The 25,600-nt window shown below is 60.5% G+C and carries 24 protein-coding genes; 16 read left to right on the forward strand and 8 right to left on the reverse strand.

What is annotated here, in order from left to right:
• Position 1: 1 nt before the first annotated feature.
• The 3 genes from EYC95_RS13165 to EYC95_RS13175 all read right to left on the reverse strand — a co-directional run bounded on the left by EYC95_RS13165 (position 2) and on the right by EYC95_RS13175 (position 3,805).
• Positions 2 to 2,845 carry a class I adenylate cyclase gene (locus EYC95_RS13165; RefSeq protein ID WP_131060740.1) on the reverse strand — a complete coding sequence of 948 codons (2,844 nt, stop codon included), beginning with the start codon at positions 2,843 to 2,845 and terminating at the stop codon, positions 2 to 4.
• A 194-nt stretch (positions 2,846 to 3,039) separates the two neighbouring features.
• The gene (locus EYC95_RS13170; RefSeq protein WP_094470036.1) at positions 3,040 to 3,285 is read right to left on the reverse strand and encodes a TIGR02647 family protein; all 246 of its coding nucleotides are present in this window, start codon (positions 3,283 to 3,285) and stop codon (positions 3,040 to 3,042) included.
• Positions 3,286 to 3,520: 235 nt separating this feature from the next.
• A complete protein-coding gene (locus EYC95_RS13175) occupies positions 3,521 to 3,805 on the reverse strand; it encodes a hypothetical protein (RefSeq protein ID WP_010465083.1) in 285 nt (94 codons plus the stop codon).
• A 125-nt stretch (positions 3,806 to 3,930) separates the two neighbouring features.
• Between EYC95_RS13175 and EYC95_RS13180 the strand changes: the two genes are divergently transcribed.
• The gene (locus EYC95_RS13180; RefSeq protein WP_131060741.1) at positions 3,931 to 4,590 is read left to right on the forward strand and encodes a glutathione S-transferase family protein; all 660 of its coding nucleotides are present in this window, start codon (positions 3,931 to 3,933) and stop codon (positions 4,588 to 4,590) included.
• 120 nt (positions 4,591 to 4,710) lie between these two features.
• Here EYC95_RS13180 and argH read toward each other — a convergent pair whose 3' ends face one another.
• Positions 4,711 to 6,105 carry an argininosuccinate lyase gene (gene argH, locus EYC95_RS13185; RefSeq protein WP_017341432.1) on the reverse strand — a complete coding sequence of 465 codons (1,395 nt, stop codon included), beginning with the start codon at positions 6,103 to 6,105 and terminating at the stop codon, positions 4,711 to 4,713.
• Positions 6,106 to 6,566: 461 nt separating this feature from the next.
• On the opposite strand from argH, the gene EYC95_RS13190 reads away from it, so the two are divergent.
• The 7 genes from EYC95_RS13190 to rsd all read left to right on the forward strand — a co-directional run bounded on the left by EYC95_RS13190 (position 6,567) and on the right by rsd (position 13,078).
• The gene (locus tag EYC95_RS13190; RefSeq protein WP_131060742.1) at positions 6,567 to 7,313 is read left to right on the forward strand and encodes a LytTR family DNA-binding domain-containing protein; all 747 of its coding nucleotides are present in this window, start codon (positions 6,567 to 6,569) and stop codon (positions 7,311 to 7,313) included.
• Positions 7,314 to 7,452: 139 nt separating this feature from the next.
• The gene (gene hemC / locus EYC95_RS13195; protein ID WP_131060743.1) at positions 7,453 to 8,394 is read left to right on the forward strand and encodes a hydroxymethylbilane synthase; all 942 of its coding nucleotides are present in this window, start codon (positions 7,453 to 7,455) and stop codon (positions 8,392 to 8,394) included.
• Positions 8,391 to 9,158 carry a uroporphyrinogen-III synthase gene (locus EYC95_RS13200; protein WP_131060744.1) on the forward strand — a complete coding sequence of 256 codons (768 nt, stop codon included), beginning with the start codon at positions 8,391 to 8,393 and terminating at the stop codon, positions 9,156 to 9,158. The genes hemC and EYC95_RS13200 overlap by 4 nt, the downstream gene beginning before the upstream one ends.
• A 16-nt stretch (positions 9,159 to 9,174) precedes the next feature.
• Positions 9,175 to 10,317, forward strand: coding sequence for a uroporphyrinogen-III C-methyltransferase (locus tag EYC95_RS13205; RefSeq protein ID WP_131060745.1), 1,143 nt, complete (start codon positions 9,175 to 9,177; stop codon positions 10,315 to 10,317).
• Positions 10,314 to 11,552 (forward strand): heme biosynthesis protein HemY, encoded by a 1,239-nt coding sequence (locus EYC95_RS13210; protein WP_131060746.1) that lies wholly within the window; start codon positions 10,314 to 10,316, stop codon positions 11,550 to 11,552. Before EYC95_RS13205 ends, EYC95_RS13210 begins: the two co-directional genes overlap by 4 nt.
• Before the next feature lie 338 nt (positions 11,553 to 11,890).
• Positions 11,891 to 12,442 carry a disulfide bond formation protein B gene (locus EYC95_RS13215; protein ID WP_131060747.1) on the forward strand — a complete coding sequence of 184 codons (552 nt, stop codon included), beginning with the start codon at positions 11,891 to 11,893 and terminating at the stop codon, positions 12,440 to 12,442.
• Positions 12,443 to 12,619: 177 nt separating this feature from the next.
• A complete protein-coding gene (gene rsd, locus EYC95_RS13220; RefSeq protein ID WP_131060769.1) occupies positions 12,620 to 13,078 on the forward strand; it encodes a sigma D regulator in 459 nt (152 codons plus the stop codon).
• 80 nt (positions 13,079 to 13,158) lie between these two features.
• On the opposite strand, the gene EYC95_RS13225 is transcribed toward rsd, so the two are convergent.
• On the reverse strand, positions 13,159 to 13,824 hold the full coding sequence (locus EYC95_RS13225) for an FKBP-type peptidyl-prolyl cis-trans isomerase (protein WP_131060748.1): 666 nt from the start codon (positions 13,822 to 13,824) through the stop codon (positions 13,159 to 13,161).
• Positions 13,825 to 14,016: 192 nt separating this feature from the next.
• Between EYC95_RS13225 and EYC95_RS13230 the strand changes: the two genes are divergently transcribed.
• Complete coding sequence (locus EYC95_RS13230) at positions 14,017 to 15,174, forward strand: AlgP family protein (protein WP_131060749.1); 1,158 nt, start codon at positions 14,017 to 14,019, stop codon at positions 15,172 to 15,174.
• Here the strand turns inward: EYC95_RS13230 and EYC95_RS13235 are convergent.
• On the reverse strand, positions 15,171 to 15,635 hold the full coding sequence (locus EYC95_RS13235; RefSeq protein WP_131060750.1) for a TIGR02444 family protein: 465 nt from the start codon (positions 15,633 to 15,635) through the stop codon (positions 15,171 to 15,173). The genes EYC95_RS13230 and EYC95_RS13235 overlap by 4 nt on opposite strands.
• 50 nt (positions 15,636 to 15,685) lie before the next feature.
• Here EYC95_RS13235 and EYC95_RS13240 point away from each other — a divergent pair, with 50 nt between their 5' ends.
• The 5 genes from EYC95_RS13240 (at position 15,686) to EYC95_RS13260 (ending at position 21,624) form a co-directional block, all read left to right on the forward strand.
• Positions 15,686 to 17,596 (forward strand): ATP-binding cassette domain-containing protein, encoded by a 1,911-nt coding sequence (locus tag EYC95_RS13240; RefSeq protein ID WP_131060751.1) that lies wholly within the window; start codon positions 15,686 to 15,688, stop codon positions 17,594 to 17,596.
• Complete coding sequence (locus EYC95_RS13245) at positions 17,596 to 18,177, forward strand: mechanosensitive ion channel family protein (protein WP_131060752.1); 582 nt, start codon at positions 17,596 to 17,598, stop codon at positions 18,175 to 18,177. Before EYC95_RS13240 ends, EYC95_RS13245 begins: the two co-directional genes overlap by 1 nt.
• A gap of 203 nt (positions 18,178 to 18,380) precedes the next feature.
• Positions 18,381 to 19,013, forward strand: a complete 633-nt coding sequence (rhtB, locus tag EYC95_RS13250; RefSeq protein ID WP_131060753.1) for a homoserine/homoserine lactone efflux protein — start codon at positions 18,381 to 18,383, stop codon at positions 19,011 to 19,013.
• 150 nt (positions 19,014 to 19,163) lie between these two features.
• Positions 19,164 to 21,062, forward strand: a complete 1,899-nt coding sequence (locus EYC95_RS13255; RefSeq protein WP_131060754.1) for a cytochrome c/FTR1 family iron permease — start codon at positions 19,164 to 19,166, stop codon at positions 21,060 to 21,062.
• A 106-nt stretch (positions 21,063 to 21,168) separates the two neighbouring features.
• Positions 21,169 to 21,624 carry a YaiI/YqxD family protein gene (locus tag EYC95_RS13260; RefSeq protein WP_131060755.1) on the forward strand — a complete coding sequence of 152 codons (456 nt, stop codon included), beginning with the start codon at positions 21,169 to 21,171 and terminating at the stop codon, positions 21,622 to 21,624.
• A gap of 116 nt (positions 21,625 to 21,740) precedes the next feature.
• Here the strand turns inward: EYC95_RS13260 and elbB are convergent, their stop codons facing one another.
• On the reverse strand, positions 21,741 to 22,409 hold the full coding sequence (elbB, locus tag EYC95_RS13265) for an isoprenoid biosynthesis glyoxalase ElbB (RefSeq protein ID WP_131060756.1): 669 nt from the start codon (positions 22,407 to 22,409) through the stop codon (positions 21,741 to 21,743).
• A 116-nt stretch (positions 22,410 to 22,525) separates the two neighbouring features.
• On the opposite strand from elbB, the gene EYC95_RS13270 reads away from it, so the two are divergent.
• Entirely contained in the window at positions 22,526 to 23,761 is a 1,236-nt protein-coding gene (locus tag EYC95_RS13270; protein WP_131060757.1) for a sterol desaturase family protein, read from the forward strand.
• On the opposite strand, the gene EYC95_RS13275 is transcribed toward EYC95_RS13270, so the two are convergent.
• Positions 23,742 to 24,365 carry a DedA family protein gene (locus EYC95_RS13275; RefSeq protein ID WP_131060758.1) on the reverse strand — a complete coding sequence of 208 codons (624 nt, stop codon included), beginning with the start codon at positions 24,363 to 24,365 and terminating at the stop codon, positions 23,742 to 23,744. The two genes, EYC95_RS13270 and EYC95_RS13275, sit on opposite strands and share 20 nt — an antisense overlap.
• A 208-nt stretch (positions 24,366 to 24,573) precedes the next feature.
• Here EYC95_RS13275 and hemB point away from each other — a divergent pair, with 208 nt between their 5' ends.
• Entirely contained in the window at positions 24,574 to 25,587 is a 1,014-nt protein-coding gene (gene hemB / locus EYC95_RS13280) for a porphobilinogen synthase (protein WP_008150323.1), read from the forward strand.
• Positions 25,588 to 25,600 lie beyond the last annotated feature (13 nt).

The raw sequence follows: 25,600 nt of genomic DNA on the forward strand, positions 1-25,600 counted from the left end.
CTTAGACCTGCTCGAGCGCCTCATTCAACGCGCGCTCCAGGTCGGCCTTGTAGCGCAAGTACAGATTGCTTGAACTCTGACCATCACCGAGCAGGCCCGACAAATCCAGGTCGGTGATGTAGCAGCGATAGCGCTCGGTTTCCCGGCGCTGCTCGACGATCTCCTGGGCGACCACGCTGAACAATTGGTCGCCATATTCCAGCTCTGAAAACTCCCGTTGATTGCAATACAACGTGACCTGCACCTGTCCCGGCGCGGCTTTGCCGATGATCGCCTGTACGTCGTAGAACGGTTTATCGATCGGGGTTTGCGGCGCCGGCCGGGCTTCGACGCGACGCGCCCGGCCGGGGCCGGACGGCAATAGCTGGTAATACAACGTGTCCAGATTGAGTGGCTGGGCGGCGTTCATCGGCAGCAAGGCGTCGCGTCGGTACTGGATCGATTGCAGGAACCGTTGCAGCGGCACCAGCAGGCTTTGCTCGTCGTGATAGGGCAAACGCTGTTGCCACAGGGCATTGAACTCATCCAATACGTACAGATCAGCCTGCTGTTCGTTGATGCGGTAGAACACCTGAATGCACTCGGGCTGGCCCATGGGCAGGAGCAGCGCCAGGTCGTGATCTTCCAGTGCCATCGGGTCCAGGTGCAGCGGGCTGTAACTCGCCAGCTCTTCACCCAGGTAATCGAACAGCGCTGGCAGCGTGGCGAGGGCGACGTGATTGACGTGGCCGGGCACCAGTTCCAGAACGTGATAATGCTGCTGGACCTGAACCAGGTAACGATGATTGAGCTTGCTCAGCAGCAGGTTCTGCGCGGTATCGAGGACCTCTTCGACCCGCCGGGCGATGAATTGCGCGCGGTTGTGGCAGAAGCAACGAACCCTCAATCTCGGTTGTTGTGGTCCGTCAGGCAGGTTGTTGAGGTAATCACGCAGGCAGTCGAGCAGGGCGTGAGGGCCGTCGTAGCGGTTGACCAACACTTCGTTCCAGCTGTTGAGCGTGACCTGGTCCAGGGTCAGCACCAGGTTTTCACGGACACCGGCATAGCTCAGGGAGTCGGTGCGTTCGGTGGTCATCAGGATATTCAGGTCGCGATGGTGCTTGAGCGGATCGACGCCAACGTTCACCAGAATGAGCACTTCACTCGGCACACTGGCACGCAACAACGGCTCTTCGGCGACCGTTGCCAACGGCAGGGCGATGCTTTGTTGCAGGCTGCCGAGCAGGTTGAACAGTTCAAATTCGCTCAAGTCGCTGGTGCCGGGGTGCAAGGCGAGACGGGTGCTGCTGTCGATCACGCCGTTGCGGTGGCACCAGGTCAGCAGTTCCAGCAGTTGGCGGCTGCGTTTGATCGGCGCGAAATGCTCCCACTCGTGAGCGGTCAGGCTGCCGTTATACAAACCCCACTGGGTTTGCCCGGGTTCTTTTTTGTTAGGCGCTTGCACCAGGGTCAGGGTGTCTTCGGCCAGGTCCGGAGCGATGCCGGGGTTGATGAACTCGACTTTGTCCGCTTTGCGCTCAAAGGCTGCATACAGCCGCCGACCCAGCACGTTGAGGTCGCGTTTGTTGATCAGGCTGACGGTTTGCTCGTTGCGGGCGAACTGGGTCAGGAAGCGGTAGCTGTAGTTGAGCTCGTTGACCAAGGCTCGGCGTTCGGTGCTGACCTGACGGACTTTCCATTGGCTGCGGCTATCGAGCAGCGCCAGTTGCCGCTGATCCCAATTCCATTCGTGAGCCAGCCGCTCAAGCAGTGAACGTTGCCAGCTTTGGGTGCGACTGCTGCCGGTGAGCTTGCGGTTGACCTTCAGGTACAACGCGCGGCGCACCAGTTCCAGGCGCTCCGGCTCAGCACGCGCAGTCAGGTATTCCTCAATGCGTCGGTAAACGACCATGTAGGGGTCGAGTTCGTCCAGGTCCAGTTGATTGGCGAATACCGCCTGCTTGAAACGCAGGCTCAGGCAGTGAACCTTCGGGTGTTCGCTGGCGTAAACCTCGGTCAGCAGAAGTTTGAGCACTGACTTGTAGGGCGACTCGATGCCCTTGAACAACTGCCAGAGCCCGGCGCCGATGAATTCGCCTGGAGGGATATAGGCCAGATGCCCCAGGTCCAGCGCCTCGTCGGCGCGGATGAAACGCTTGGACAGCAGCGTGTGGGTGTAACGGTCGTAGGCGGCTTCTTCGTAGACCGGCACCAGCCACCAGATCGGCGTGCGACCGGCCAGCCAGATCGCGGTGCGGTAGAACTCATCCAGCAGCAGGTAATGCTGGGTCGTGCCGCAGTCTTCCGAGCTCAATTGCGTATCGCGCTCGCCGAGCACGAAGCGGGCCGGGTCGATCAGAAAGAAATGCGCCTCGGCGCCCTGGCTGGCGGCCCAGACCTCGAGCAATTGGCACTTTTTACGCAGCTCGGCGAGTTCGGTCTCGCTCAAGTCCGGTCTATGACAGACCCACACGTCCATGTCGCTCTGATCGGCCTGGGCCAGGGTGCCCAGGCTGCCCATCAGGAACAGCCCGTGAATCGGTCGCGGCGGGTTACTGCCATGGCGAGGCTTATAGGAGAACGATCGGGTCAGGCGCTGGGCTTCAGCAAGGGCGTTGGCGTCAGGCTCGAAATTCGACAGCCCGGCGGGCGTGCTGCCCGATACATAGCCTGGCAACAGCGGGTGATTAACGTGGAAAAACAGCGGCAGTAGCGTCAGCACCGTTTGCTGGCGGGTCGACAGCCCTTCCATGGCACGGGCCATGCGGCCTTCGTTGAGCTTCAGAAAACGTGCGCGCAGCTGGCTGAGAACCTTACGGTCGATTCCCTCGTCCAGATCGGGGCGGATTTCATGGGTGCGGGTCATGTCAGCTCAAACCGGCTCGCGAGGCTCGGACGTGGGTGTCTGCGGATGAGGGGCAGTTTAGCGCCTCGGGCCTGGGACTTTTGCGCTGATTTTGTATTTTTGACGTCAGATTTCTATGGTGCGACGACCGCAGGTTACAAAGTGTGCCCGCGGAAATCCCGTAGCAGGGGTTTCCGTGGGCGATGCGGTAAAACTCAGGCTGTTTCCTGGACGCTCAGAATCGTCAGAACGGTTTGTACATTTTGCGCGGCGTCACGACCCAGACTGGTCAGATAACCACCATCAGGCTGGTCGATCAGCTCTTTTTCGTACAGGCGTTGAGCGGCAGCAATGGCTTTCGGTGCAGCGGTCTGATGAATTTTCAAACCTTCCTGGGAACTGTCCAGGTTGAAGAGGGCGAGGATTTCCAGTTCGGCAACCAACTCAGGGGTAAGCGACATAAGGACTCCAGACTTTCTAGGAATTGGACGACAGCGCCCCTAAGGTGAGCCCACTCGTGCGGCATGTCCAGTGCCTGCATCAGGGTTTTTTCGCCTCGGGAAGCATTCCCCGGTGGGTGGTGCGGCAGCGGGGTGCGTAGGAGCGAGGCTTGCCCGCGAAGAACGATGACACGGTTTGTCTGGAAAAACCTCAGTGCACCCTTCGCGGGCAAGCCTCGCTCCTACGGAATCGGGGTTACTTCTTTTCCGGCGGCAGCTCTGGCAGCGCACGCAACGCTGTTTCGTACCATTCGGTATTGAACGCGCGGTCTTCTTCTAGGATCGCGTCGATTTCCACCGCCAACACGTGGGCCATCAGGTTGAGGATTTCTTCACGCTCGTAACCCACCAGGGTCAGCTTGTTGAAAGTGGCCTTGGCCGCTGGCGGGTTGTCGCTTTCGATCTGGTTTTCGATGGCTTCGATCAGGGTGGTTTCGGTGAATTCTTCTTCGTCGCTATCGATGTCGGTTGGCTCGCTCATGGCAGGCTCCTCAAGTTTAAGGCGGCCAGTTTACCTGCATTCAGCGCTGTGATGCTGCTGGCAGAAATCGCCTCGGCGTTCTATAAACAGGCACTGCCAACCCCGCACGGCCTGGAGGCTATGTGATGCTCAAGCTTTATGGATTCTCTGTCAGTAACTACTACAACATGGTCAAGCTGGCGCTGCTGGAGAAGGGCGTGCCGTTCGAAGAAGTACCGTTTTACGCGGGCACGAGTTCGGAAGCGTTGGCCATCAGCCCGCGCGGAAAGGTGCCGGTCTTGCGCACCGAGCAAGGTTTCATCAACGAAACTGCGGTGATCCTCGAGTACATCGAACAAAGCCAGAAAGGCACTCCACTGTTGCCGAGCGACCCGTTTGAGCGGGCGCAGGTGTTGGCGCTGGCCAAGGAAATCGAGCTGTATATCGAGTTGCCGGGTCGCGCCTGTTACCCCGCGGCGTTTTTCGGCATGCAGGTGCCGGAGGCGATCAAAGACAAGACCAAGGCCGAGCTGTTGGCGGGCTTTGCCGCGTTGGGCAGGCATGGCAAGTTCGCCCCTTATGTGGCGGGCGACAGTCTGAGCATTGCAGATCTGTATTTCTTGTATAGCGTGCCGTTGGCCTGTGCGGTAGGGAAGAAGCTGTTCGATATCGATTTGTTGGCTGAGATACCGGCGGCCAAGGCGCTGCTGGAACGTCTGGAGCAGAGCCCGAACGTGCAGCGGATTGCGGCGGACAAGGAGGCGGCGATGCCGGCGTTTATGGCGATGATCGCGTCCAAGAAGTAGGTTTTGTAGCGTTCTGAAGTCAGTCTTCGCGGGCAAGCCTCGCTCCTACGGGATTTGTGTCGTCCTGCAATTTCGCGAACGATACAAAACCTGTAGGAGCGAGGCTTGCCCGCGAAGCTTTTAGCGGCTGGCGAGTAAGGCTTGACCGCGAGCCACAGCCTTCTTGACCTGCGCCGGCGCAGTGCCGCCGATATGGTCACGGGCGTTCACCGAGCCTTCCAGGGTCAGTACGGCAAACACGTCCTGATCGATCTGGTCGCTGAACTTGCGCAGCTCCTCCAGGCTCATTTCCGCCAGGTCTTTACCGCTTTCCACGCCGTACTTCACGGCATGGCCGACGATTTCGTGGCAGTCACGGAACGGCAGGCCACGGCGTACCAGGTAGTCAGCCAGGTCGGTCGCGGTGGAGAAACCACGCAGCGCCGCTTCGCGCATCATCGCGTGCTTGGGCTTGATCGCCGGGATCATGTCGGCGAAGGCCCGCAGCGAGTCGCGCAAGGTGTCGGCGGCGTCGAACAGCGGTTCCTTGTCTTCCTGGTTATCCTTGTTGTAGGCCAATGGCTGGCCTTTCATCAAGGTCAGCAGGCCCATCAGCGCGCCGAAGACGCGGCCGGTCTTGCCACGCACCAGCTCTGGCACGTCCGGGTTTTTCTTTTGCGGCATGATCGAGCTGCCGGTGCAGAAACGGTCCGGCAGATCGATGAACTGGAACTGCGCGCTGGTCCACAGCACCAGCTCTTCGGAGAAGCGCGACAAGTGCATCATCGCGATGCTCGCGGCCGAGCAGAATTCAATGGCGAAGTCGCGATCGGAAACGTTGTCCAGCGAGTTTCCGCCGACCGCATCGAAGCCCAGCAGTTGAGCGGTGTATTCGCGGTCGATCGGGTAAGTGGTGCCAGCCAGCGCGGCGCTGCCCAGGGGCATGCGGTTAGTGCGCTTGCGGCAGTCCACCAAGCGCTCGTAGTCGCGGCTGAGCATTTCGAACCAAGCCAGCATGTGGTGCCCGAAGGTCACCGGCTGTGCGGTTTGCAGGTGGGTGAAACCCGGCATGATGCTGCCGGCTTCGCGCTCGGCCTGCTCCAGCAAGCCTTTTTGCAGGCGGGTTATTTCTGCAAGGATCAGGTCGATCTCGTCACGCAGCCACAGGCGGATGTCGGTAGCGACCTGGTCGTTGCGGCTGCGACCGGTGTGCAGCTTTTTACCGGTCACGCCGATGCGGTCGGTCAGGCGCGCCTCGATGTTCATGTGCACGTCTTCGAGGTCGATGCGCCAGTCGAACTGACCGGCCTCGATTTCACCCTGGATGGTCTTCAGGCCATCGGTGATGCTGTCGCGCTCGGCATCGGTCAGCACGCCGACCTTGGCCAGCATCGTGGCGTGGGCGATCGAGCCCATGATGTCGTGGCGATACAGGCGCTGGTCGAAAGTGACGGAGGCGGTGAAGCGGGCGACGAAGGCGTCGACGGGTTCACTGAAGCGGCCGCCCCAGGACTGATTGGTCTTGTCAGTGCTCATGAATTCGCTCGTATCGGCTGGAGAAAAAATGACGGTGGAAGCTGTCGCGGATAATAACAGGGTTGCCAATCCTGTCGCTGACGCTGGTCGACAGGTTTTTTTCCCGGGGCGCGGTCCATACTCAGGACACGCCTTGTGGGAAATTGCGCAACGATATTTTTCAATTGAGCAATATCATCCCGGCAACCGTCTACAGTTGGACAATAGGATCAGCGCACTTCCCGGCGCTGCGGCTGACTATAAGAAGAGGGGGTGTTCATATTGTGTATCGGCAAACCCTACGGCGATACCTCGCTCACGCGGGCCAGAGCCTCCAATCACTCGACAGATGAAAATTTAGCCGCCGGTCTCGCGGCACTTTTTGGCCCTCGCGCTAGTCTTAGCGTGGATCGCGGTGACGGACGTCACTTCACCTGTCTACGCTATCCTTGTGCGAGACTCACGCAGGAATCCAGCGCAATATGAATGTCCTGATCGTTGATGACGAACCCCTAGCCCGCGAGCGCCTGAGCCGAATGGTTGGCGAACTCGAGGGATACAGTGTCCTGGAGCCCAGCGCCACGAACGGCGAAGAAGCGTTGGCACTGATCGACAGCCACAAGCCGGATATCGTGTTGCTCGATATCGGCATGCCAGGCCTTGATGGCCTGCAAGTGGCTGCCCGGTTGTGCGAACGCGAAACCCCGCCTGCCGTGGTGTTTTGCACAGGGCCCGATGAATTTGCCGTGGAGGCCTTACAGGCCAGCGCCGTAGGCTATCTGGTGAAACCTGTGCGTACAGAACAATTGCATGAATCGTTGAAAAAAGCCGAGCGGCCCAATCGTGTCCAGCTTGCGGCTTTGACCCGTCCCGCCGCCGAAACCGGCAGCGGCCCGCGCAGCCATATCAGCGCACGAACCCGTAAAGGAATCGAGCTGATCCCGTTGGGTCAGGTGGTTTACTTTATCGCCGACCATAAATACGTGACCTTGCGCCACGAAGGCGGCGAAGTGCTGCTGGATGAGCCGCTCAAGGCGCTGGAAGATGAGTTTGGCGATCGTTTCGTGCGCATCCACCGCAACGCTCTGGTCGCCCGGGAACGCATCGAACGCCTGCAACGCACGCCGCTGGGGCATTTTCAGCTTTTCCTCAAAGGCCTCAATGGCGACGCCCTGATCGTCAGCCGTCGCCACGTGGCCGGCGTGCGCAAAATGATGCAACAGCTTTAATTTCGCTGTTCACAGGCGAACTACACCCCCGTTTGCTGGATGTCCGAGGCCAGGGAGGCCGCGCAGTTTCTGATACAAGTCAAAGTGGATTTGGCTGAGCTGTTATTATCCGCCGTATCTATTCAGTACGGATTGATCCATGTCCTCTCGCGAAATCCGCATCGCCACCCGCAAAAGTGCTCTCGCCCTGTGGCAGGCCGAATACGTCAAGACCCGTCTGGAAGAGGCCCATCCGGGTCTGCTCGTGACGCTGGTGCCGATGGTCAGTCGTGGCGATAAGCTGCTCGACTCGCCGCTGTCGAAAATCGGCGGCAAGGGTCTGTTCGTCAAGGAACTGGAAACTGCGCTGCTGGAAAACGAAGCCGACATCGCCGTGCACTCCATGAAAGACGTGCCGATGGACTTCCCCGAAGGCCTTGGTCTGTTCTGCATCTGCGAGCGCGAAGACCCGCGTGATGCGTTTGTTTCCAATACCTACGCCAGCCTGGATCAGTTGCCGCAAGGCAGCATCGTCGGCACTTCCAGCCTGCGCCGTCAGGCTCAGTTGCTGACCCGCCGCCCGGACCTTGAAATCCGCTTCCTGCGCGGCAATGTCAATACGCGCCTGGCCAAGCTCGATGCTGGCGAATACGACGCCATCATCCTCGCGGCGGCCGGCCTGATTCGCCTGGGCTTTGAAGATCGCATCACCTCGGCGATCAGTGTCGACGAAAGCCTGCCGGCCGGTGGCCAAGGCGCGGTCGGCATCGAATGCCGCAGCGCTGACAGTGAAATTCACGCGTTGCTGAAGCCATTGCATCACCAGGACACCGCCACCCGCATCACCGCGGAACGCTCCCTAAATAAACATCTGAATGGCGGCTGCCAAGTGCCGATCGCCTGCTACGCCGTGCTTGAAGGCGAGCAGATCTGGTTGCGAGGCCTGGTGGGCGATCCGAGCGGCGGCCTGCTGCTCAGCGCCGAGGCCCGTGCGCCACGTGGCGATGCAGAAGCCTTGGGCGTGCAAGTGGCTGAAGACCTGCTGAGCCAAGGCGCTGACGACATTTTGAAGGCAGTCTATGGCGAGGCAGGTCACGAGTGACCGGTTGGCGCCTGCTGCTGACGCGCCCTGCGGATGAGTCGACGGCGCTGACCAGCGTTTTGTCGCAAGTGGGGATTTTCAGCAGCAGCTTGCCGCTTCTGGAGATCGAGCCGATCCCTGCCTCTGACACAATGCGTGAGGTGATTCAGGGGTTGGATCGTTACTGTGCGGTGATCGTGGTCAGTAAACCGGCCGCCAGAATCGGCGTTGACCTGCTCAATCAGTATTGGCCACAGCCTCCGTCCCCGCGTTGGTTCAGCGTGGGCGCGGCGACTGCGCAGATTCTCGCGGATAACGGGCTGGACGTGAGTTTCCCCGCCGAGGGCGATGACAGCGAAGCCTTGCTTGAGCTTCCCTCGTTGCGCGAGGCTGTTGCCCGGCCAGATCCGCGGGTGCTGATCCTGCGCGGGGAGGGCGGGCGCGAGTTGCTGGCTGAGCGTTTACGCGAGCTTGGTGCTAGTGTCGAGTATCTGGAGTTATACCGTCGCGGTCTGCCTCAATACCCGTCGACGGTGCTGCCTGACCGGATCGTAGCGGAACGCTTGAACGGGCTGGTGGTCAGCAGTGGACAGGGTTTTGAGCACCTGCGCCAATTGGCGGGCGATGCCTGGCCTGCTCTTGCGCAGTTGCCGTTGTTTGTTCCAAGCCCCAGGGTCGCCGACCTGGCACGTGCCGCCGGGGCCCAAACAGTTGTGGATTGTCGTGGCGCCAGTGCCGCGGCTTTGCTGACGGCGTTGCGGGAGCATCCCGAACCCGTTCTCTAATGCAAAGGATGGATACGTGAGCGAAACAGCCTTGCCTAAAGATGACGTGCTGCCGGTGCTTGAAGCGCCGGTTGAAACTCCACCCGCTGCTGAAGTGCAGCGTCGAGGCAATGGGCTGGCAATCGTCGCGCTGCTGCTGGGCGCCGCCGGAGTTGCCGTCGGTGGTTGGGGTGTCTGGCAGGTGCGTCACCTGCAAGCCACCCATCAGCAGCAGTTGAGCCAGGTCCAGGCGTTGAACGATCAGGCGCAAAGTCTGAAGCTCAACGAACAGCGTCTGAGCGCGCGCCTTGAGCAAATGCCGGCGGCCGAAGAGCTGGACGCTCGCAGCCGTCTGGTGACGCAGTTGCAAGGCGATCAGCAACGCTTGAATCAGCGTCTGGAAACCGTTCTCGGTGCGAGCCGCAAGGACTGGCGTCTGGCCGAAGCCGAGCACTTGTTGCGTCTGGCCAGCCTGCGTCTTTCTGCGTTGCAGGACATCAGCAGTGCTCAGGCCTTGGTGCAGGGCGCCGATGAAATTCTGCGTGAACAGAACGATCCGGGGTCCTACGCCGCTCGCGAGCAAGTGGCCAAAACCCTGGTGGCACTGCGTAGCACTGCACAGCCGGATCGCACCGGGTTGTTCCTGCGTCTGGGCGCGTTGCGCGATCAGGTCATCGACCTCACCGAACTGGCGCCGGAGTACAAGGACCGTGGCGAATCGTTGCTGGGCCTGACGGCCGACGGTGACGGTGCCAGTCGTTGGGCGCAATGGTGGGATCAGATTTCGCGTTACATCCGCATCGATTTCAACGCGGACAAGAATGTACGTCCATTGCTGGCCGGGCAGAGCCTGAGTCAGGTGCGTCTGGCGCTGAGCCTGGCGCTGGAGCAGGCGCAGTGGGCCGCGCTCAATGGTCAGGCTGCGGTTTACACCCAGGCGCTGGCGGAAGCGCGGGATGTGCTGACGGGTAACTTCAACCAGGATAACCCTCAGAGCAAAGTCATGCTTGAGCAGGTGGGCGAGTTGAGCAAGCAGCCGGTCACCGTGGTCACGCCGGACCTGACCGGCACACTGAGTGCGGTTCAGGGGTATCTGGAGCGGCGTAACGTCAACGCCGAAGACTCGATCAAACCGATGGCAAAACCGGCTGCGAACACTGCGCAGGAGGCCACGCCATGAAACGCCTCTATGTGATCGTGTTCCTGGTCATCGCCGCGGCCGCCGCACTGGGCCTGGCGATTGCCGAGCATTCCGGTTACGTGTTGATCGCCTACAAAACCTTCCGCTATGAAGCGAGTTTGTGGGCCACCCTGGCGTTGGTCGCGGTGCTCTGGCTGGTGTTCTGGGGCATCAAGGCGTTGGTCGAGCTGGTGACGACGTCCAGTGGCGTGGTCAACCCGTGGTCGCGGCGCAATCGCAGCCGCCGGGTGCAAGTGGCGATCGAGCACGGTCAGCTGGATCTGGCGGAAGGTCGCTGGGCCAGTGCGCAGCGCCATCTGCATCGCGCCGCCGAAGCCGAGCGCCAGCCGCTGCTCTACTACCTCGGTGCTGCGCGCGCCGCCAATGAACAAGGTCGCTACGAGGAATGCGACAACTTGCTGGAGCGCGCCCTTGAGCGTCAGCCCCAGGCCGAGCTGGCGATTGCCTTGAATCACGCCCAATTGCAGAACGACCGTGGCGACACTGAAGGCGCTCTGGTGACGCTGCAGGCCATGCACGAGCGTCATCCTCATAACGGCCAGACCCTGCGCCAGTTGCAGCGCCTGCATCAGCAGCGCGGTGACTGGTCGGCAGTGATTCGCCTGCTGCCGGAGCTGCGCAAGGATAAAGTCCTGCCTCCCGCCGAGCTGGCCGATCTGGAGCGCCGTGCGTGGGGTGAAAACCTTTCCCTGGCGGCGCATCAGGAAGCGGATGGCACGGTCGGTCTGCAGTCGCTCAATCGCGCCTGGCAGCAACTCACCTCGGCTCAGCGCCAGGAACCTCAACTGGTGCTGGCCTACGCCGAGCAACTGCGGCAGCTGGGCGCACAGGTCGAAGCGGAAGAGGTGCTGCGCACGGCCCTCAAGCGCAAGTACGACAGTCATCTGGCTCGTCTCTACGGACTGGTTCGCGGTAGCGATCCGGCTCGTCAATTGCAAACCGCCGAGGGTTGGCTTAAGGATCATCCGGCCGACCCAAGTCTTCTACTGACACTGGGCCGCTTGTGCCTGCAAAGCAGTTTGTGGGGCAAGGCGCGGGACTATCTGGAAAGCAGCTTGCGGGTGCAGCGCCATCCGGAAGCCTGTGCGGAACTGGCGCGGTTGCTCGCGCAGCTCGGCGACACAGAGCGCAGTAATCAGTTGTTCCAGGAAGGTCTGGGTCTGCTGGACGAACGCCTTCTGGCGGCACCACTGCCAGCTCCCGTTTACGCCTGAAACTGTCCCCCTATAGCAGCTGGCGCAGCCTGCGTCCGGCTGCGAGGCAGCCGTAAAACGAGCGCTACGGTTTCATCAGGCAGATCGTGTTTAAGTTTATGACGACTGCTTCGCAGCCGGACGCCAGCTTCTACAGGGGCGGGAGCCGTTGTTTGTCGGGTGAATGTTTAGCTTTGTAGTCCTTGATCGGCATCGTCCTACAGAGGACTACATCAAGTCCTATCGACGCTGTCGGGAATTCCCTACACTTCTGGTGAAGTGTCCGTGCTGGTCTGCCTTGAAAGGCTGGCGCGCTTTCCTCTACCGTAACCGCCTGTCTCTTCTGTTACGGATAAGCCATGTTTTTGGCCTGCTCACGCTCATTGTTTTTCATGGCTTTTATTGCAGGTGCCCTGGCCCTGGGCGTTTCCTATTACCTGGAATATGCAATCGGCCTCAAGCCTTGCGGGTTATGCCTGTTGCAGCGAGTCTGCCTGGCATTGCTTACCGGTTCCTGTCTGGCTGCTTCGGTGCATGGTCCCGGCCGCTTCGGGACTTTTCTTTATTGGCTGCTCGGTCTGTCATGCAGCCTCGCGGGGATGGTCACGGCGTCGCGGCAGGTGTTGTTGCAAAGCGATCCAGCGCATCAGCTATCGACTTGCTCAGCCCATCCAGAAGCGCTGTATGAGCACTTGCCTTGGCTGTGTCAGGTGACGCGGATGTTCAAAGGGGAGGAAGATTGCGCAGAAATTTCCTGGACGCTGTTCGACCTGAGTATCCCGGAGTGGAGTCTGCTGCTCTTCGTGGCGATGTCGATTCTGGGTGTTTATCAGCTGCTGCGCGTGGTCTGGCTTGCCTGCGAGCGACCGCTCAGCGGCATGTCGTCGCACCGGGGATTGGCGGGTGATTAAACACTTGTATGAACTTTATCTCCTGCGTACCTTGAAGCCATTGTCGCGCGGGCATAATCTGGCCCGCACGTGTCATTGGAATTATGTTGCTCGATGACGCTCTGCCTGGCCGATTCTTGATTTTCAAGTCTGCGACAGGTGTAGGGCAGCATGACCCACAAGGGAAGAGAGATCACCATGCTCGAAAGTTGTCAGAATGCTCAGGAACGTTGGGGTGGAGTGCATCTGCTGATCGATCGCTGGTTGCAGGAGCGTCACGAACTGGTTCGGGCCTACGATGCTCTCGGTGCCAAGCCCGAGTCTCTGGGCGAGAACCGCAAGCCGTTGCAGGAATTCTGCGGCGTGCTGGTCGATTACGTGTCGGCCGGGCACTTCGAGATCTACGAACAGCTGACCGGCGAAGCCAAGGCGTTTGGCGACACTCGCGGGCTGGAGTTGGCCGAGACGATTTACCCGCGCATCGACGTCATCACCGAGAAGCTGCTGGCGTTCAATGACCTGTGTGATGCAGGCAAGTGCGTCGCGGAGAAATTCAAAGAGCTGGGCGGGCTGCTGCACGAACGCTTCGAACTGGAAGATTGCCTGATCGAAGTGCTGCACACGGCTCACAAGGAAGAGGACTCGGTTCAGGCCTGAACCTCTCCCAGCAAGACTCTCGCCTCCAGCGAGAAACTAAAAAACGGTGCGCTATGCGCGCCGTTTTTCGTTTCCGGTTTTCAGCTTGTGGCACCGCGCAATTCAATTTCGAACACCAGCGGCGTGAACGGGGCGATCAGGTCGCCGGCACCGTCCGCGCCATAGGCTTGAGACGATGGAATCACCAGGCGCCATTTCGCACCGACCGGCATATTTTGCAATGCGCTGCGCCAGCCGCTGATCACGCTATCGAGACTGAACCACTGCGGCTTGCTGTTCTGATCGAACACTGTGCCGTCGGGAAGGCGCCCGATATATAAAACTTCGACCTTGCCGTTGGGGCCAGCCTTGGCGCCCGTACCCGGTGCCAACTCGGTCAGCAAAATTCCATCCGCCAACTCACGAACACCCGGTTTGGCTTTTTCTTCGGTGAGAAAGCGTTGCTCTTTTTCCAGCGCGACTTCACTTTGCGGGAGGGCGGGTTGCTCGGCGATCTGGGCCTCGTGCTCGGCCAGAATCTGTTGGATCTGCTCGTCTTTCAATGCCAGTGGCTTGCCTTGATAGGCTTGTTGCAGACCTTCAAGCAATGCCTGAAGTTGCAGATCCGGCACCTCTTGGCGCAAGCGCTCACCCAGGCTCGCACCCAGGCTGTAAGCAAGATCGTGAGCCTCATTTGGGGTGGTTTTTTCGGCGGCCTGAGCCACGGAAAAACACACACACAACGATAAAAAAAAGTAGCGCGACATGGGCACACTCCGATCTGAGATGCGGTGGATTATGCCAGTGTGAATGCGCTCGAAGGTGAACTGGTTTTGCACCAGTGCAGAAGAATTTCAATCTGTTGCAACGCAGCGCTTTCGATACTGTCAACATGCCCTAGCGGCGGTGTCATCAGAGGTCTAGTATGAGCCGCACCCACGTCAGCCAGGAGGTAAACCATGTCGGCCACCAAGAAGCCTGTAAATACCCCGTTGCACTTACTCCAACAACTCTCGGGCAGCCTGCTCGAGCATTTGGAAAACGCTTGTTCCCAAGCCTTGGCTGATGCTGAAAAACTGCTCGCCAAACTGGAAAAGCAGCGCGGAAAAGCGCAGGAAAAATTGCACAAGTCCCGTACCAAATTGCAGGACGCCGCGGCAGCCGGTAAAGCCAAGGCACAAACCAAAGCGAAGGGTGCGGTGAAAGAACTTGAGGACCTGCTTGATGCCCTCAAGGATCGTCAATCCGAAACTCGCAGCTACATTCTGCAACTCAAACGCGATGCTCAAGAAAGCCTGAAACTGGCCCAGGGTGTCGGTCGTGTACAAGAGGCTGTCGGCAAGGCGTTGTCCCTGCGTTCGGCCAAGCCTGCTACGGCACCTGCCAAGAAAGCCGCGGCCAAACCGACTGCTGCAAAAGCACCGGCCAAGCCTGCTGCCAAGGCTCCGGTGAAAGCCGCAGCCAAACCAGTCGCAAAACCTGCGGCGAAAAAACCAGTCGCTGCCAGTGCTGCAAAACCGGCTGCTAAAACCTCGGCTGCCAAACCGGGCGCCAAGCCAGTCGCTGCAAAAACAGCAGCCGCTAAACCAGCTGCAAGAACCGCTGCTGCGAAACCGGCTGTGGCGAAAACCGCAGCTGCAAAACCAGCTGCAAAATCGGTAGCAAAACCAGCTGCAAAAACTGCCGCTGCCAAACCTGCTGCCAAGGCTGCAGCAAAACCTGTCGCGGCTAAAACTGCTGCAGCCAAGCCTGCCGTAAAACCAGCGGCGAAACCTGCGGCGAAACCTGCGGCAAAAGCTGCGGCAAAACCGGCTGCGAAACCCGCTGTAAAAGCTGCAGCGAAACCGGCAGCCAAACCTGCTGCGGCTAAACCTGCCGCTGCTGCCAACCCGGCCACCGCCAAACCCGCTGCCAAGCCAGCGGCGGCGAAGCCAGCTGCACAACCAGCAGTGAAAAAACCTGTTGCCGCCAAGCCGGCCGCCGCGCCAGTTGCCAAGCCAGCCAACCCGGCTCCGGCAGCGACGTCTGCTTTAGCAGCAGCCACCTCGACAGCTACGCCAGCGCCAACGCCGGCCGCCGCATCGATCGCAGCAACCACCCCAACCAGCGCTTCCTAAGCGCCGGTTACCGCGACGCGCAGATGATGCAGCGCGTCGCGGTCCAGGTGGGCGGCGCCCGCCGTCACACCTTCCAGCCAGGCCGTTAGATCGGTCGCCTCACACTGCGGCCAACTCTGCGCCAAACGTTCCAGTCGCAACAACAAATGTCGCTCTGCTTCCATCTCCAGTGACTTCACTTCTTCGCGCAAATCATTCAGCCCGGCATCCTCGCTAGCGGCGGCTTTCCATTGCAGACGCAATGCGCGCAATGGTTGCACAACCTCCGCGTCCCAAGGCCCGGCTAAATCGCGAAGCAGCTGCAAGCGTTGTTCGTTGCAGGCAACGCCACGCTCTCCCAGCCACAACCCGCTCAGCAGCAAGCACACGTTTACGCCCGTCGACTGCAAGTGCAGGCACGCACGTTCTACTCCGCGACGGGAGTAAGTAGTAACGGAAAAGCTCCACAGGTCAGAGGACATAGTGCTACTCGCGCCAGTTGCGAGCGAAGCTGGTAGACTCCGCCGCCATTATGATTCGACTTCAGAACCTGACTTTACAGCGTGGCCCGCAACGTCTGCTAGAAGACGCCGAGCTGACCCTGCACGCCGGCCACAAAGCCGGCCTCATCGGTGCCAACGGCGCCGGCAAATCGAGCCTGTTCGCCTTGCTTCTGGGTGACCTGCACCCGGACTCGGGTGATTGCTTCTTGCCGGCGGACTGGCGCATCGCCCACATGCGCCAGGAGATCGACACCCTCGATCGCGTGGCGGTCGACTATGTGCTCGATGGCGACCTGCGACTGCGCGAGGTGCAACGCGACCTCGCCGCAGCCGAAGCGGCCCATGACGGTGCCGCTCAGGCCCGCCTGCACTCCGAGCTCGACAGCGCCGACGGTTACACCGCCGACGCCCGGGCGCGCAAGTTGCTGGCGGGGCTTGGGTTCACCAACGAGCAAATGGATCGCCAGGTAGGAGATTTCTCTGGTGGTTGGCGGATGCGTCTGAACTTGGCGCAGGCTTTGATGTGCCCATCGGACCTGCTGCTACTCGACGAACCAACCAACCACTTGGACCTCGACGCCATCATCTGGCTCGAAGAATGGCTCAAAAGCTATCCCGGCACCTTGCTGCTGATTTCCCACGACCGGGACTTCCTCGATGCCGTGGTCGATCACGTGGCCCATGTCGATCAGCGCAAGATCACCCTGTATCGCGGTGGTTACAGCGCGTTTGAACGCGCCCGTGCCGAACGTCTGGCCCAGCAACAGCAGGCCTACGAGAAGCAGCAGGCGCAACGTGCGCACATGGAAAGTTACATCGCCCGCTTCAAGGCCCAGGCCACCAAGGCCCGTCAGGCCCAGAGCCGGATCAAGGCGCTGGAGCGGATGGAAGAGTTGTCCGCCGCCCACGTCGACTCGCCGTTTGACTTCGTCTTCCGCGAATCTCAGAAAATCTCCAGCCCGTTGATTGATCTGTCGGATGCTCGTCTGGGTTATGGCGACAAAGCCGTGCTGGAGAAGGTCAAGCTGCAACTGACCCCCGGCGCGCGGATCGGTTTGCTCGGCCCGAACGGCGCCGGTAAATCGACCCTGATCAAAAACCTTGCCGGTGAACTCTCGCCGTTGGCCGGTCGCCTGACCCGTGGCGAGAACACCGTCGTGGGCTACTTCGCCCAGCATCAGCTGGATTCGCTGGATGCCAAGGCCAGCCCGTTGCTGCACTTGCAGCGTCTGGCGCCGACCGAACGCGAACAGACTCTGCGCGACTTCCTCGGTGGTTTTGACTTCCGTGGCGCGCGCATTGATGAGCCGGTGCTGAACTTCTCCGGCGGCGAAAAGGCCCGTCTGGCCTTGGCGTTGATCGCCTGGGATCGGCCGAACCTGTTGCTGCTCGACGAACCGACCAACCACCTGGACCTGGAAATGCGCCTGGCGCTGACCATGGCCCTGCAGGAATTCAGTGGCGCAGTGCTGGTGGTCTCCCACGATCGTCATCTGCTCAAAAGCACCACCGACAATTTCTATCTGGTGGCCGACGGCAAGGTCGAGGAGTTCGACGGTGACCTGGAAGACTATGCCCGTTGGCTGGTCGACTACCGTCAGCGCAATGCCCCGGTCAGCAACACCCCGGTCAATCCGGACAAGACCGACAAGAAAGCCCAGCGCCAGGCCGCTGCTGCGTTGCGTCAGCAACTGGCACCGCACAAGCGTGAGGCTGACAAGCTCGAAGCCGAGTTGGGCAAGCTGCACGAGAAACTGGCGAAGATCGATACCAGCCTCGGCGACAGCGATATCTACGAACCGGCGCGCAAGAACGATTTGCGCGATCTGCTGGCCGAACAGGCCAGGTTGAAGGTGCGTGAAGCCGAACTCGAAGAAGCCTGGATGGAAGCCCTGGAACTGCTCGAAAGCATGCAGGCGGAGCTGGAGGCGCTGTCCTGATGGAAGCCCTCAAGCTACCGCTGCCGGCTGGGTGGGGCGAGCCAATCTGGTTCGCCGCGCAAATCCTGATGATCCTGTTGGCGGGTTACTTCGCCCAACGCTTCGTCGCCAAATGCCTGACTCGCCTGGGCGAGCGCTACCCGTTTCCACCGCAGCTGCTGATGCCATTGCGCGGCGGTTTGCGCTGGCTGATCATGGGCAGCGCGCTGATTTTCGTGCTGGAACGCCTCGGGGTCTCGGCCACCGTGCTCTGGACTGCGTTGTCCGGTTTCGTCGCAGTGGCGGCGGTGGCGTTCTTCGCGATGTGGAGCGTGCTCTCCAACTTGCTCTGCGCGATCCTGATCTTCACCGTCGGCCCGTTCCGCATCGGTGACGTCGTCGAACTGGTGGACACCACCGACAAGCCCGGCGTCAAAGGTCGGGTGGTGGCGATCAATCTGCTCTACACCACGTTGATCGAAGCGGAAGAACTCGGGACCGGCAGTGCGATGGTGCAGGTGCCCAACAGCCTGTTCTTCCAGCGTTCGGTTCGACGCTGGCGTGGTACGGATGTGTTCTCGTCCGGCGGTTTCGAAAAGTAAGCCTTCGTTGCCTGACCTACCGCTTTCGCGAGCAAGCCCGCTCCCACAGGTGACCGCGTTGACGGAAAGGCTCAGGGCGTGAAGGGGGCCTAAAGCCGTAAACACTGGTCGGCGACCGCAACATCCTGCAAAAAAAACGGTAGTCATCAGCCCAAAGCCGCATTAGCTTAGACGTCTGTCACGAGTCTGAGTCGAGGTGTGCGATGGAGCTTCAAACATGGCTGGCGTTTTTTGCCGCCTGCTGGGTGATCAGCCTATCTCCCGGTGCCGGCGCCATTGCGTCGATGTCCAGCGGCCTGCAATACGGTTTCTGGCGCGGTTACTGGAACGCCCTTGGCCTGCAATTGGGCCTGGCGGTACAGATCGCGATTGTCGGCGCCGGGGTTGGCGCGATTCTCACGGCATCGGCCACGGCTTTCTATGCAATCAAATGGTTCGGCGTTGCGTACCTGGTTTACCTCGCGATCAAGCAATGGCGCGCCCTGCCCAGCGACATGAGCGACGACGCCGCAGTGCGTCAGATCGGCAAGCCGCTGGCTTTGGTGTTCCGTGGATTCCTGGTCAACATCAGCAACCCCAAGGCACTGGTGTTCATGCTGGCGGTGTTGCCGCAGTTCATTGATCCACACGCGCCGCTGCTGGGCCAGTACCTGATCATCGGCGTGACCATGGTCTGCGTCGACCTGATCGTCATGGCCGGTTACACCGGGTTGGCATCGAAGGTGCTGCGCCTGTTGCGTACGCCCAAGCAGCAAAAACGCATGAACCGGACCTTTGCGGGGCTGTTCATCGGTGCTGCGGCGTTTATGGCGACGCTGCGCAAAGCCGCGGTGTAAAACGCTTAGGTACAAAAAAGGCGACCCTCGAGGTCGCCTTTTTCATGTCCAGAACTCACGCACAAACGCCGGTATTCGTTAACAAAGCTTGAGTGAAAGTCATTGGAAGTGAACAATGTGTTACTTCGTATTTCCAATTGAGATTCATTCATGACTGCCCCGTCCCGTTTCCTGGCCTGGCTGGTGTTGCCGCTGTTTGCCTTGTGCAGTTTCAATCTGTTGGCCGACACCGTGGAAGGCGCGCCGCAAGCCCTGCATTTGCTCGATTACATTGGCGCGGACTACCCGCAGACGGTGCAAGGGGGCAAGGTCACCGACGAGTCCGAATACCGCGAGCAGCTGGAATTCATCAAGGTGCTGCAAGGCTTGATTGCCGCGTTGCCGGCCAAACCCGAAAAAGCCGGGCTGGAGCAGGGCGTCAGCGCGCTGCGCAATGCCATTGCTGCCCGTCAGGACGGCGCGGACGTGGCCCGTCAGGCTCGGCAACTCGGCGCGAAACTGGCCGTGACCTATGAAGTCAGTCAGGCGCCGATCATTACCCCGGACCCGACCCGTGGTGCGCCGCTGTACGCCCAGCATTGCTCGGTCTGCCATGGCGATACGGGTGCCGGCGACGGTCCGGCGGGTGTCGGTCTGACGCCGCCGCCAGCCAATCTGCGTGACACGGCGCGCCTGGATCACCTGAGCCTCTACGCGATCTACAGCACCTTGGGCCTGGGTGTCGAAGGCACGGACATGCCGGCCTTCGCCGATCAGTTGGACGATCGTCAACGCTGGGACTTGGCGACTTACATCGCCAGTTTCAGCGCCGATCCGGCCGCAGCAAAATCCGAAAAGGCCTACAACATTGCCGACCTGGCACGTCAGACGCCGGCCGAAGTGCAGGCCGCCGATGGCCCGCAAGCCGCCGCGACGTTCCGTGCCCAGCGGGCGCAACCGCCGCAGGTCAAGCGGGGACCGGCGCAGTTGCTCGACTACACCGCTGCAACCCTGGACAAGAGCCTCTTGGCCTACCGTGCCGGTGACCACGATCAAGCCTATGACTTGTCGGTAGCGGCCTACCTGGAAGGCTTCGAACTGGTCGAGAGCTCGCTGGACAACGTCGACGCCAACGTGCGCAAGGACACCGAAAAATCCCTGATGGCTTACCGTCAGTCGTTGCAGGACGGGTTGCCGGTGGTCCAGGCCCAGGAGCGTCTGGACGCGGCGAAGGCCAAGTTAAAGGAGTCCGCCGGGTTGCTGGGCAGCGACGGTTTGAGCTGGTCGCTGAGCTACATCTCCGGTTTGCTGATTTTGCTGCGCGAAGGTCTGGAAGCGATTCTGGTGCTGGCGGCGATTCTGGCGTTCCTGCGCAATACCGGCCAGCAGTCGGCGGTGCGTAGCGTCAACGTCGGTTGGGGCCTGGCGTTGCTGGCGGGTCTGGCAACTTGGGCGCTGGCGGCGTACGTGATCGATGTCAGCGGTTCGCAGCGTGAACTGTTGGAAGGTGCGACGGCGTTGTTCGCCGCCGTCATGGTGCTCTGGCTCGGTGTGTGGATGCACGACCGTCGCCACGCAGCGGCGTGGCAGGATTACATCAAGAGCAGCCTGGTCGGCGGCGGCGGTCGCTTCGGCTTTGCGACGCTGGCGTTTTTCTCGGTGTACCGCGAGCTGTTTGAAGTGATTCTGTTCTACGAGACCTTGTGGCTGCAGGCAGGTCCCGCCGGGCATAACGCGGTGCTGGCCGGTGGTGCCACAGCGCTGGTGTTGCTGGTCGGGCTGGCGTGGGTGATCCTGCGCGGTTCGCAGAAACTGCCGCTGTCGTTGTTCTTCAGCATCAACGCCGGACTGCTGTGCACGCTGTCGGTGGTGTTTGCCGGGCATGGCGTGAAGGCGTTGCAGGAAGCCGGGATCTTCGGCACGCGTCCGGTGCCGTTCTTTGACTTCGATTGGCTGGGCATCCACGCGGATGCGTATTCGCTGAGTGCTCAGCTTGTGGCGATCGTTGCGATCATTGTGCTGTATGGCCGTAGCTGGGTGGCGGAGAAGCGGCGGGTGCCGGTTTCTTAAAAGGCATTCGCTTCGCTCATATTCGCGGGCAAGCCTCGCTCCTACGGATTGTGATATCTGTAGGAGCGAGGCTTGCCCGCGAAGCTTTTAGAAGAGGAAAAAGTCTATGCGTGTCTGGATCGATGCCGACGCCTGCCCACGGGCGGCCAAGGATCTGGTGGTGAAGTTCGCCCTTAAGCGCCAGTTCGAAGTGGTGCTGGTGGCCGGGCAGCCGCAGATCAAACCGGGGCTGGCCCTGGTGAAGCTGATCGTGGTGCCGAGCGGTCCGGACGCCGCCGATGACTATCTGGTGGAACACGCGGTGCCGGGTGAATTGGTGATTTGCAGCGATGTGCCGCTGGCCGATCGGCTGGTGAAAAAAGGCGTTGCCGCCCTAGACCCACGGGGCAAGGAATTCGATGCGCAGAACATGGGTGATCGGCTGGCGGTGCGTAACCTGTTCACCGATTTGCGTGAACAGGGCCAGATGAGCGGCGGGCCGGCGCCGTTTGGTGAGCGCGAGAAGCAGGCATTTGCCAATGCGCTGGACCGGATCCTCACGCGGCTTTCCCGTTCACAATGATCGTTCCCACGCTCTGCGTGGGAATGCCTCACTGGACGCTCTGCGTCCGCTTTGGGACGCGGAGCGTCCCCGACTGCATTCCCACGCGGAGCGTGGGAACGATTATCGAACCGGGGTCAGGCGTCGTTTTCGTGGGTCAGTTCGAGGACGCGGTCGACCAGTTTGTTGATCCCCGATGCCGCTTCACTGATGCTCTGCGCCAGCATGTACGCCGGGGTGCACACCAGTTTGCGGGCCTTGTCTTCGACGATGTCGCTCACCGCGCATTCCTGGTGGGTGGCGCCCATCTTGTTCATGGCGGCTGCCGTTTCGGCGTCGTTGCCGATGGTGCAGGTCACGCCCGGTCCATAGATTTTCGCCGCCAGCGCAGGCGAAATGCAGATCAACCCCACCGGTTTGCCCGCTTCTGCAAACGCTTCGGTCAACGCCAGGACGTCCGGTTGAACCGTGCAGCCGGCGCCTTCGATGGCGAAGTTCGACAGGTTCTTGGCCGCGCCGAAACCCCCGGGCACGATCAGCGCGTCGAAGTCTTCGACGTCTGCTTCGCGAATATCCTTGATGTTGCCCCGGGCGATCCGCGCCGATTCCACCAGCACATTGCGCGACTCGGGCATTTCGTCGCCGGTCAGGTGATTGATCACCTGCAATTGCGAGATATTGGGGGCAAAGCACTGCACCTGAGCGCCACGCTGGTCCAGGCGCAGCAAGGTAATCACACTTTCGTGGATCTCGGCGCCGTCGTACACGCCACAGCCGGAAAGGATCACTGCAATTTTTTTGCTCATGGGTTTTTCTCCAGATTCATGGCGTTAAATGTCCACTAATTTGTCACTCGTTGCCATAGGGTTAATTCGCGGCTACACCTAGCATCTGTCCTCAAGATTCCGATCAGGGCGCGTCAATGGACTTCATTCTGTATGCGGTGCCGTTTTTCTTTGTGCTGATTGCCGTCGAGCTGCTGGCGGACCGTTGGCGTGGGGTGAGCAATTATCGGCTGGCGGATGCGATCAACAGCATCAGCACCGGCGTGTTGTCGACCACCACGGGCCTGTTGACCAAAGGCGTCGGCTTGGTGACCTATGCGTTTGCCCTCAAGCAGCTGGCACTGTTCGAACTCTCGGTCGACAGCGTCCGGGTCTGGGTGTTTGCCTTCGTCCTCTATGACTTCTGCTACTACTGGCTGCATCGCATGGGCCACGAGCGCAACATCCTCTGGGCCGCGCATTCGGTGCATCACCAGAGCGAGGACTACAACCTCTCCACGGCCCTGCGCCAGACCAGTACCGGCTTCCTGCTGAGCTGGATTTTCTACCTGCCGATGGCGGTGCTCGGCGTGCCGCTGCTGGTGTTCATCAGCGTCGCCGCGCTGAACCTGCTGTATCAATTCTGGGTGCATACCAAACACATTCCCAAGCTTGGCTGGTTCGAGTGGTTCTTTGTCACGCCGTCCAATCATCGGGCTCACCATGCGCAGAACGCTCTCTACATGGATCGCAACTACGGCGGGGTGTTCATTATTTGGGACCGTCTATTTGGCTCGTTCCAGGAAGAGGACGACAACGAACCGGTGATTTTCGGCGTGACCACGCCGCTGGCGAGCTGGAATCCGCTGTGGGCGAACGTGCAGTTTTACGCGCAGCTCTGGGATGACGCGCGGCGGGCTGAAAGCAGATGGGACAAGCTGCGGATCTGGTTCATGCGCACCGGTTGGCGACCGGCGGATGTGGCGGCCAGGTACCCGATGAACAAACCGGACCTGAGCCAGTTCCGCAAATTCGAAGTGCCGCTGGACGGGCGTCAGCAGCTGTATGTGGCGTTGCAGTTCTGTGTCTACATTGCGCTGGGCAGCTACTTGATGAACCTGGAGCCGCGTTTGCCGACCGCAGCGCTGGTGTTGGGCTGGAGCGCGGTGGCATTGGGCTTGTTTACGTTGGGCATGGCCCTGGAGAATCGCCCGCAGGCATTGAAGCTGGAGCTGCTGCGGCTGGCATCGAATGTGCCGCTGGTGTGGCTGGCGCCGATGGTCGGGCTGTGGCCGGCCAGCGCGCTGGGCTGGATCGGCCTGCTCAGCTACAGCCTGCTCAGCGGCATCGGTCTCTACTGTTGGAGGGACCGTTTCACTCGATTGGCGTCTTAGTCTCGGCGGCTTTGGCCAGCTCGGCTTGCTCGTCGGCGTAGATCTTCTTCGCCAGACGGGCATTCTTGAAGCGCCGCCGTAGCCACAGGCCCAGGCCCAGTAACAGCAGGGCGCCGAGCACCCACAGCTCGTACTTCTTGACGCTGCCCAGCATGCCCTCGAGCACCGCGCCGAAGTGATACGCCGCTGCGGCCAGTGCGGCCGCCCAGATCGCGGCACCAATCCCGTTAAGCAGCAAATAACGTCCCGGCGGATAACCCGACAGGCCGATCGCCACCGGCATGACTGTGCGCAATCCATAGACAAAGCGGAAGCTCAGCACCCAGATGTCCGGGTGTTTGCGGATGTGTTCCAGCGCCCGATCACCCATCATTTGCCAGCGCGGTTTGCGCGCGAGCAATTTGCGGCCGTGTTTGCGCCCGAGGAAATACCACAGCTGATCGCCGGCATAACTGCCACAGAACGCCACGATCGTGACGATCTTGATGTCCATGTATCCGCGGAACGCGAGGAAGCCTGCGAGCACCAGGATGGTTTCGCCTTCGAAGAACGTGCCGAGAAAAAGGGCGAAGTAGCCGAATTCCTGAAGAAATTGTTGGAGCATTGTCTGGATGCTGGCGAAATGAACGCGCAGCCTAACCCTTCGTGCACATTCATGAAAGTGTCCAAATGTGTCTCGACGTGAACATTTCCTACAAGGACAATGGAATGCGGCTACGTGTCACAGGGCTAAGCACAACTGTCATCTGTTCGTCATAATGGCCGCTTATAACTGTCACGCTCGCCTGCCAGCGCGGGCTCAGGAGTCTGCCGTGAGCTTTACCCCCGCCAACCGTTTGTTTCCAGCAACCCGCCTGCGTCGCAACCGTCGTGATGATTTCTCGCGTCGACTGGTCCGTGAAAACGTTTTGACCGTCGATGACCTGATCCTGCCGGTGTTCGTGCTGGACGGTGAAAACCGTCGCGAAGCAGTGGCGTCGATGCCGGGCGTCGAGCGCCTGACCATCGATCTGTTGCTCGAAGAAGCGGCCAAGTGGGTCGAGCTGGGGATTCCCGCGTTGGCGCTGTTCCCGGTCACGCCGCCGGAGCTCAAGTCGCTGGACGCCGCCGAAGCCTGGAACCCGAACGGCATCGCCCAGCGCGCCACCCGCGCCTTGCGTGCGCAGTTCCCGGAGCTGGGGGTTATCACCGACGTTGCGCTCGACCCGTTTACCACCCACGGTCAGGATGGCATCCTCGACGAAGAAGGCTATGTGCAGAACGACATTACCGTCGACGCACTGGTCAAGCAGGCCCTGTCTCACGCCGAGGCCGGCGCTCAAGTGGTGGCGCCGTCGGACATGATGGACGGTCGCATCCAGGCGATTCGCGAAGCACTGGAGCTGGCCGATCACGTTAACGTGCGGATCATGGCCTACTCGGCCAAATACGCCAGCGCCTATTACGGCCCGTTCCGCGACGCGGTGGGTTCGGCGCTGAACCTGGGCAAGGCCAACAAGGCCTCTTATCAGATGGACCCGGCCAACAGCAACGAAGCCCTGCACGAAGTGGCGGCCGACTTGTCAGAAGGCGCGGACATGGTCATGGTCAAGCCAGGCATGCCGTATCTGGACATCCTTTACCGGGTCAAAGAAGAATTTAAAGTGCCGACCTTTGTGTATCAGGTCAGCGGTGAATACGCCATGCACATGGCGGCAATCCAGAATGGCTGGTTGAGCGAAGGGGTTATCCTCGAATCCCTGACCGCTTTCAAACGTGCAGGGGCTGATGGCATCCTGACTTACTTTGCCGTGCGTGCCGCTCAATTGTTACGAGAGCAGAAATAGCCCTCCCAGGAAC

Origin of the sequence: Pseudomonas sp. BGI-2 (genome assembly GCF_004310295.1) — a bacterium.
Lineage (GTDB): Bacteria > Pseudomonadota > Gammaproteobacteria > Pseudomonadales > Pseudomonadaceae > Aquipseudomonas.

Bases quoted from the DNA above. Each gene is read 5' to 3' on its own strand.
- EYC95_RS13165 (WP_131060740.1), bottom strand. From the start codon at position 2,845: ATGACCCGCACCCATGAAATCCGCCCCGATCTGGACGAGGGAATCGAC.
- EYC95_RS13170 (WP_094470036.1), bottom strand. From the start codon at position 3,285: ATGTCGCTTACCCCTGAGTTGGTTGCCGAACTGGAAATCCTCGCCCTC.
- EYC95_RS13175 (WP_010465083.1), bottom strand. From the start codon at position 3,805: ATGAGCGAGCCAACCGACATCGATAGCGACGAAGAAGAATTCACCGAA.
- EYC95_RS13180 (WP_131060741.1), top strand. From the start codon at position 3,931: ATGCTCAAGCTTTATGGATTCTCTGTCAGTAACTACTACAACATGGTC.
- argH (WP_017341432.1), bottom strand. From the start codon at position 6,105: ATGAGCACTGACAAGACCAATCAGTCCTGGGGCGGCCGCTTCAGTGAA.
- EYC95_RS13190 (WP_131060742.1), top strand. From the start codon at position 6,567: ATGAATGTCCTGATCGTTGATGACGAACCCCTAGCCCGCGAGCGCCTG.
- hemC (WP_131060743.1), top strand. From the start codon at position 7,453: ATGTCCTCTCGCGAAATCCGCATCGCCACCCGCAAAAGTGCTCTCGCC.
- EYC95_RS13210 (WP_131060746.1), top strand. From the start codon at position 10,314: ATGAAACGCCTCTATGTGATCGTGTTCCTGGTCATCGCCGCGGCCGCC.
- EYC95_RS13215 (WP_131060747.1), top strand. From the start codon at position 11,891: ATGTTTTTGGCCTGCTCACGCTCATTGTTTTTCATGGCTTTTATTGCA.
- rsd (WP_131060769.1), top strand. From the start codon at position 12,620: ATGCTCGAAAGTTGTCAGAATGCTCAGGAACGTTGGGGTGGAGTGCAT.
- EYC95_RS13225 (WP_131060748.1), bottom strand. From the start codon at position 13,824: ATGTCGCGCTACTTTTTTTTATCGTTGTGTGTGTGTTTTTCCGTGGCT.
- EYC95_RS13230 (WP_131060749.1), top strand. From the start codon at position 14,017: ATGTCGGCCACCAAGAAGCCTGTAAATACCCCGTTGCACTTACTCCAA.
- EYC95_RS13235 (WP_131060750.1), bottom strand. From the start codon at position 15,635: ATGTCCTCTGACCTGTGGAGCTTTTCCGTTACTACTTACTCCCGTCGC.
- EYC95_RS13240 (WP_131060751.1), top strand. From the start codon at position 15,686: ATGATTCGACTTCAGAACCTGACTTTACAGCGTGGCCCGCAACGTCTG.
- EYC95_RS13245 (WP_131060752.1), top strand. From the start codon at position 17,596: ATGGAAGCCCTCAAGCTACCGCTGCCGGCTGGGTGGGGCGAGCCAATC.
- rhtB (WP_131060753.1), top strand. From the start codon at position 18,381: ATGGAGCTTCAAACATGGCTGGCGTTTTTTGCCGCCTGCTGGGTGATC.
- EYC95_RS13255 (WP_131060754.1), top strand. From the start codon at position 19,164: ATGACTGCCCCGTCCCGTTTCCTGGCCTGGCTGGTGTTGCCGCTGTTT.
- EYC95_RS13260 (WP_131060755.1), top strand. From the start codon at position 21,169: ATGCGTGTCTGGATCGATGCCGACGCCTGCCCACGGGCGGCCAAGGAT.
- elbB (WP_131060756.1), bottom strand. From the start codon at position 22,409: ATGAGCAAAAAAATTGCAGTGATCCTTTCCGGCTGTGGCGTGTACGAC.
- EYC95_RS13270 (WP_131060757.1), top strand. From the start codon at position 22,526: ATGGACTTCATTCTGTATGCGGTGCCGTTTTTCTTTGTGCTGATTGCC.
- EYC95_RS13275 (WP_131060758.1), bottom strand. From the start codon at position 24,365: ATGCTCCAACAATTTCTTCAGGAATTCGGCTACTTCGCCCTTTTTCTC.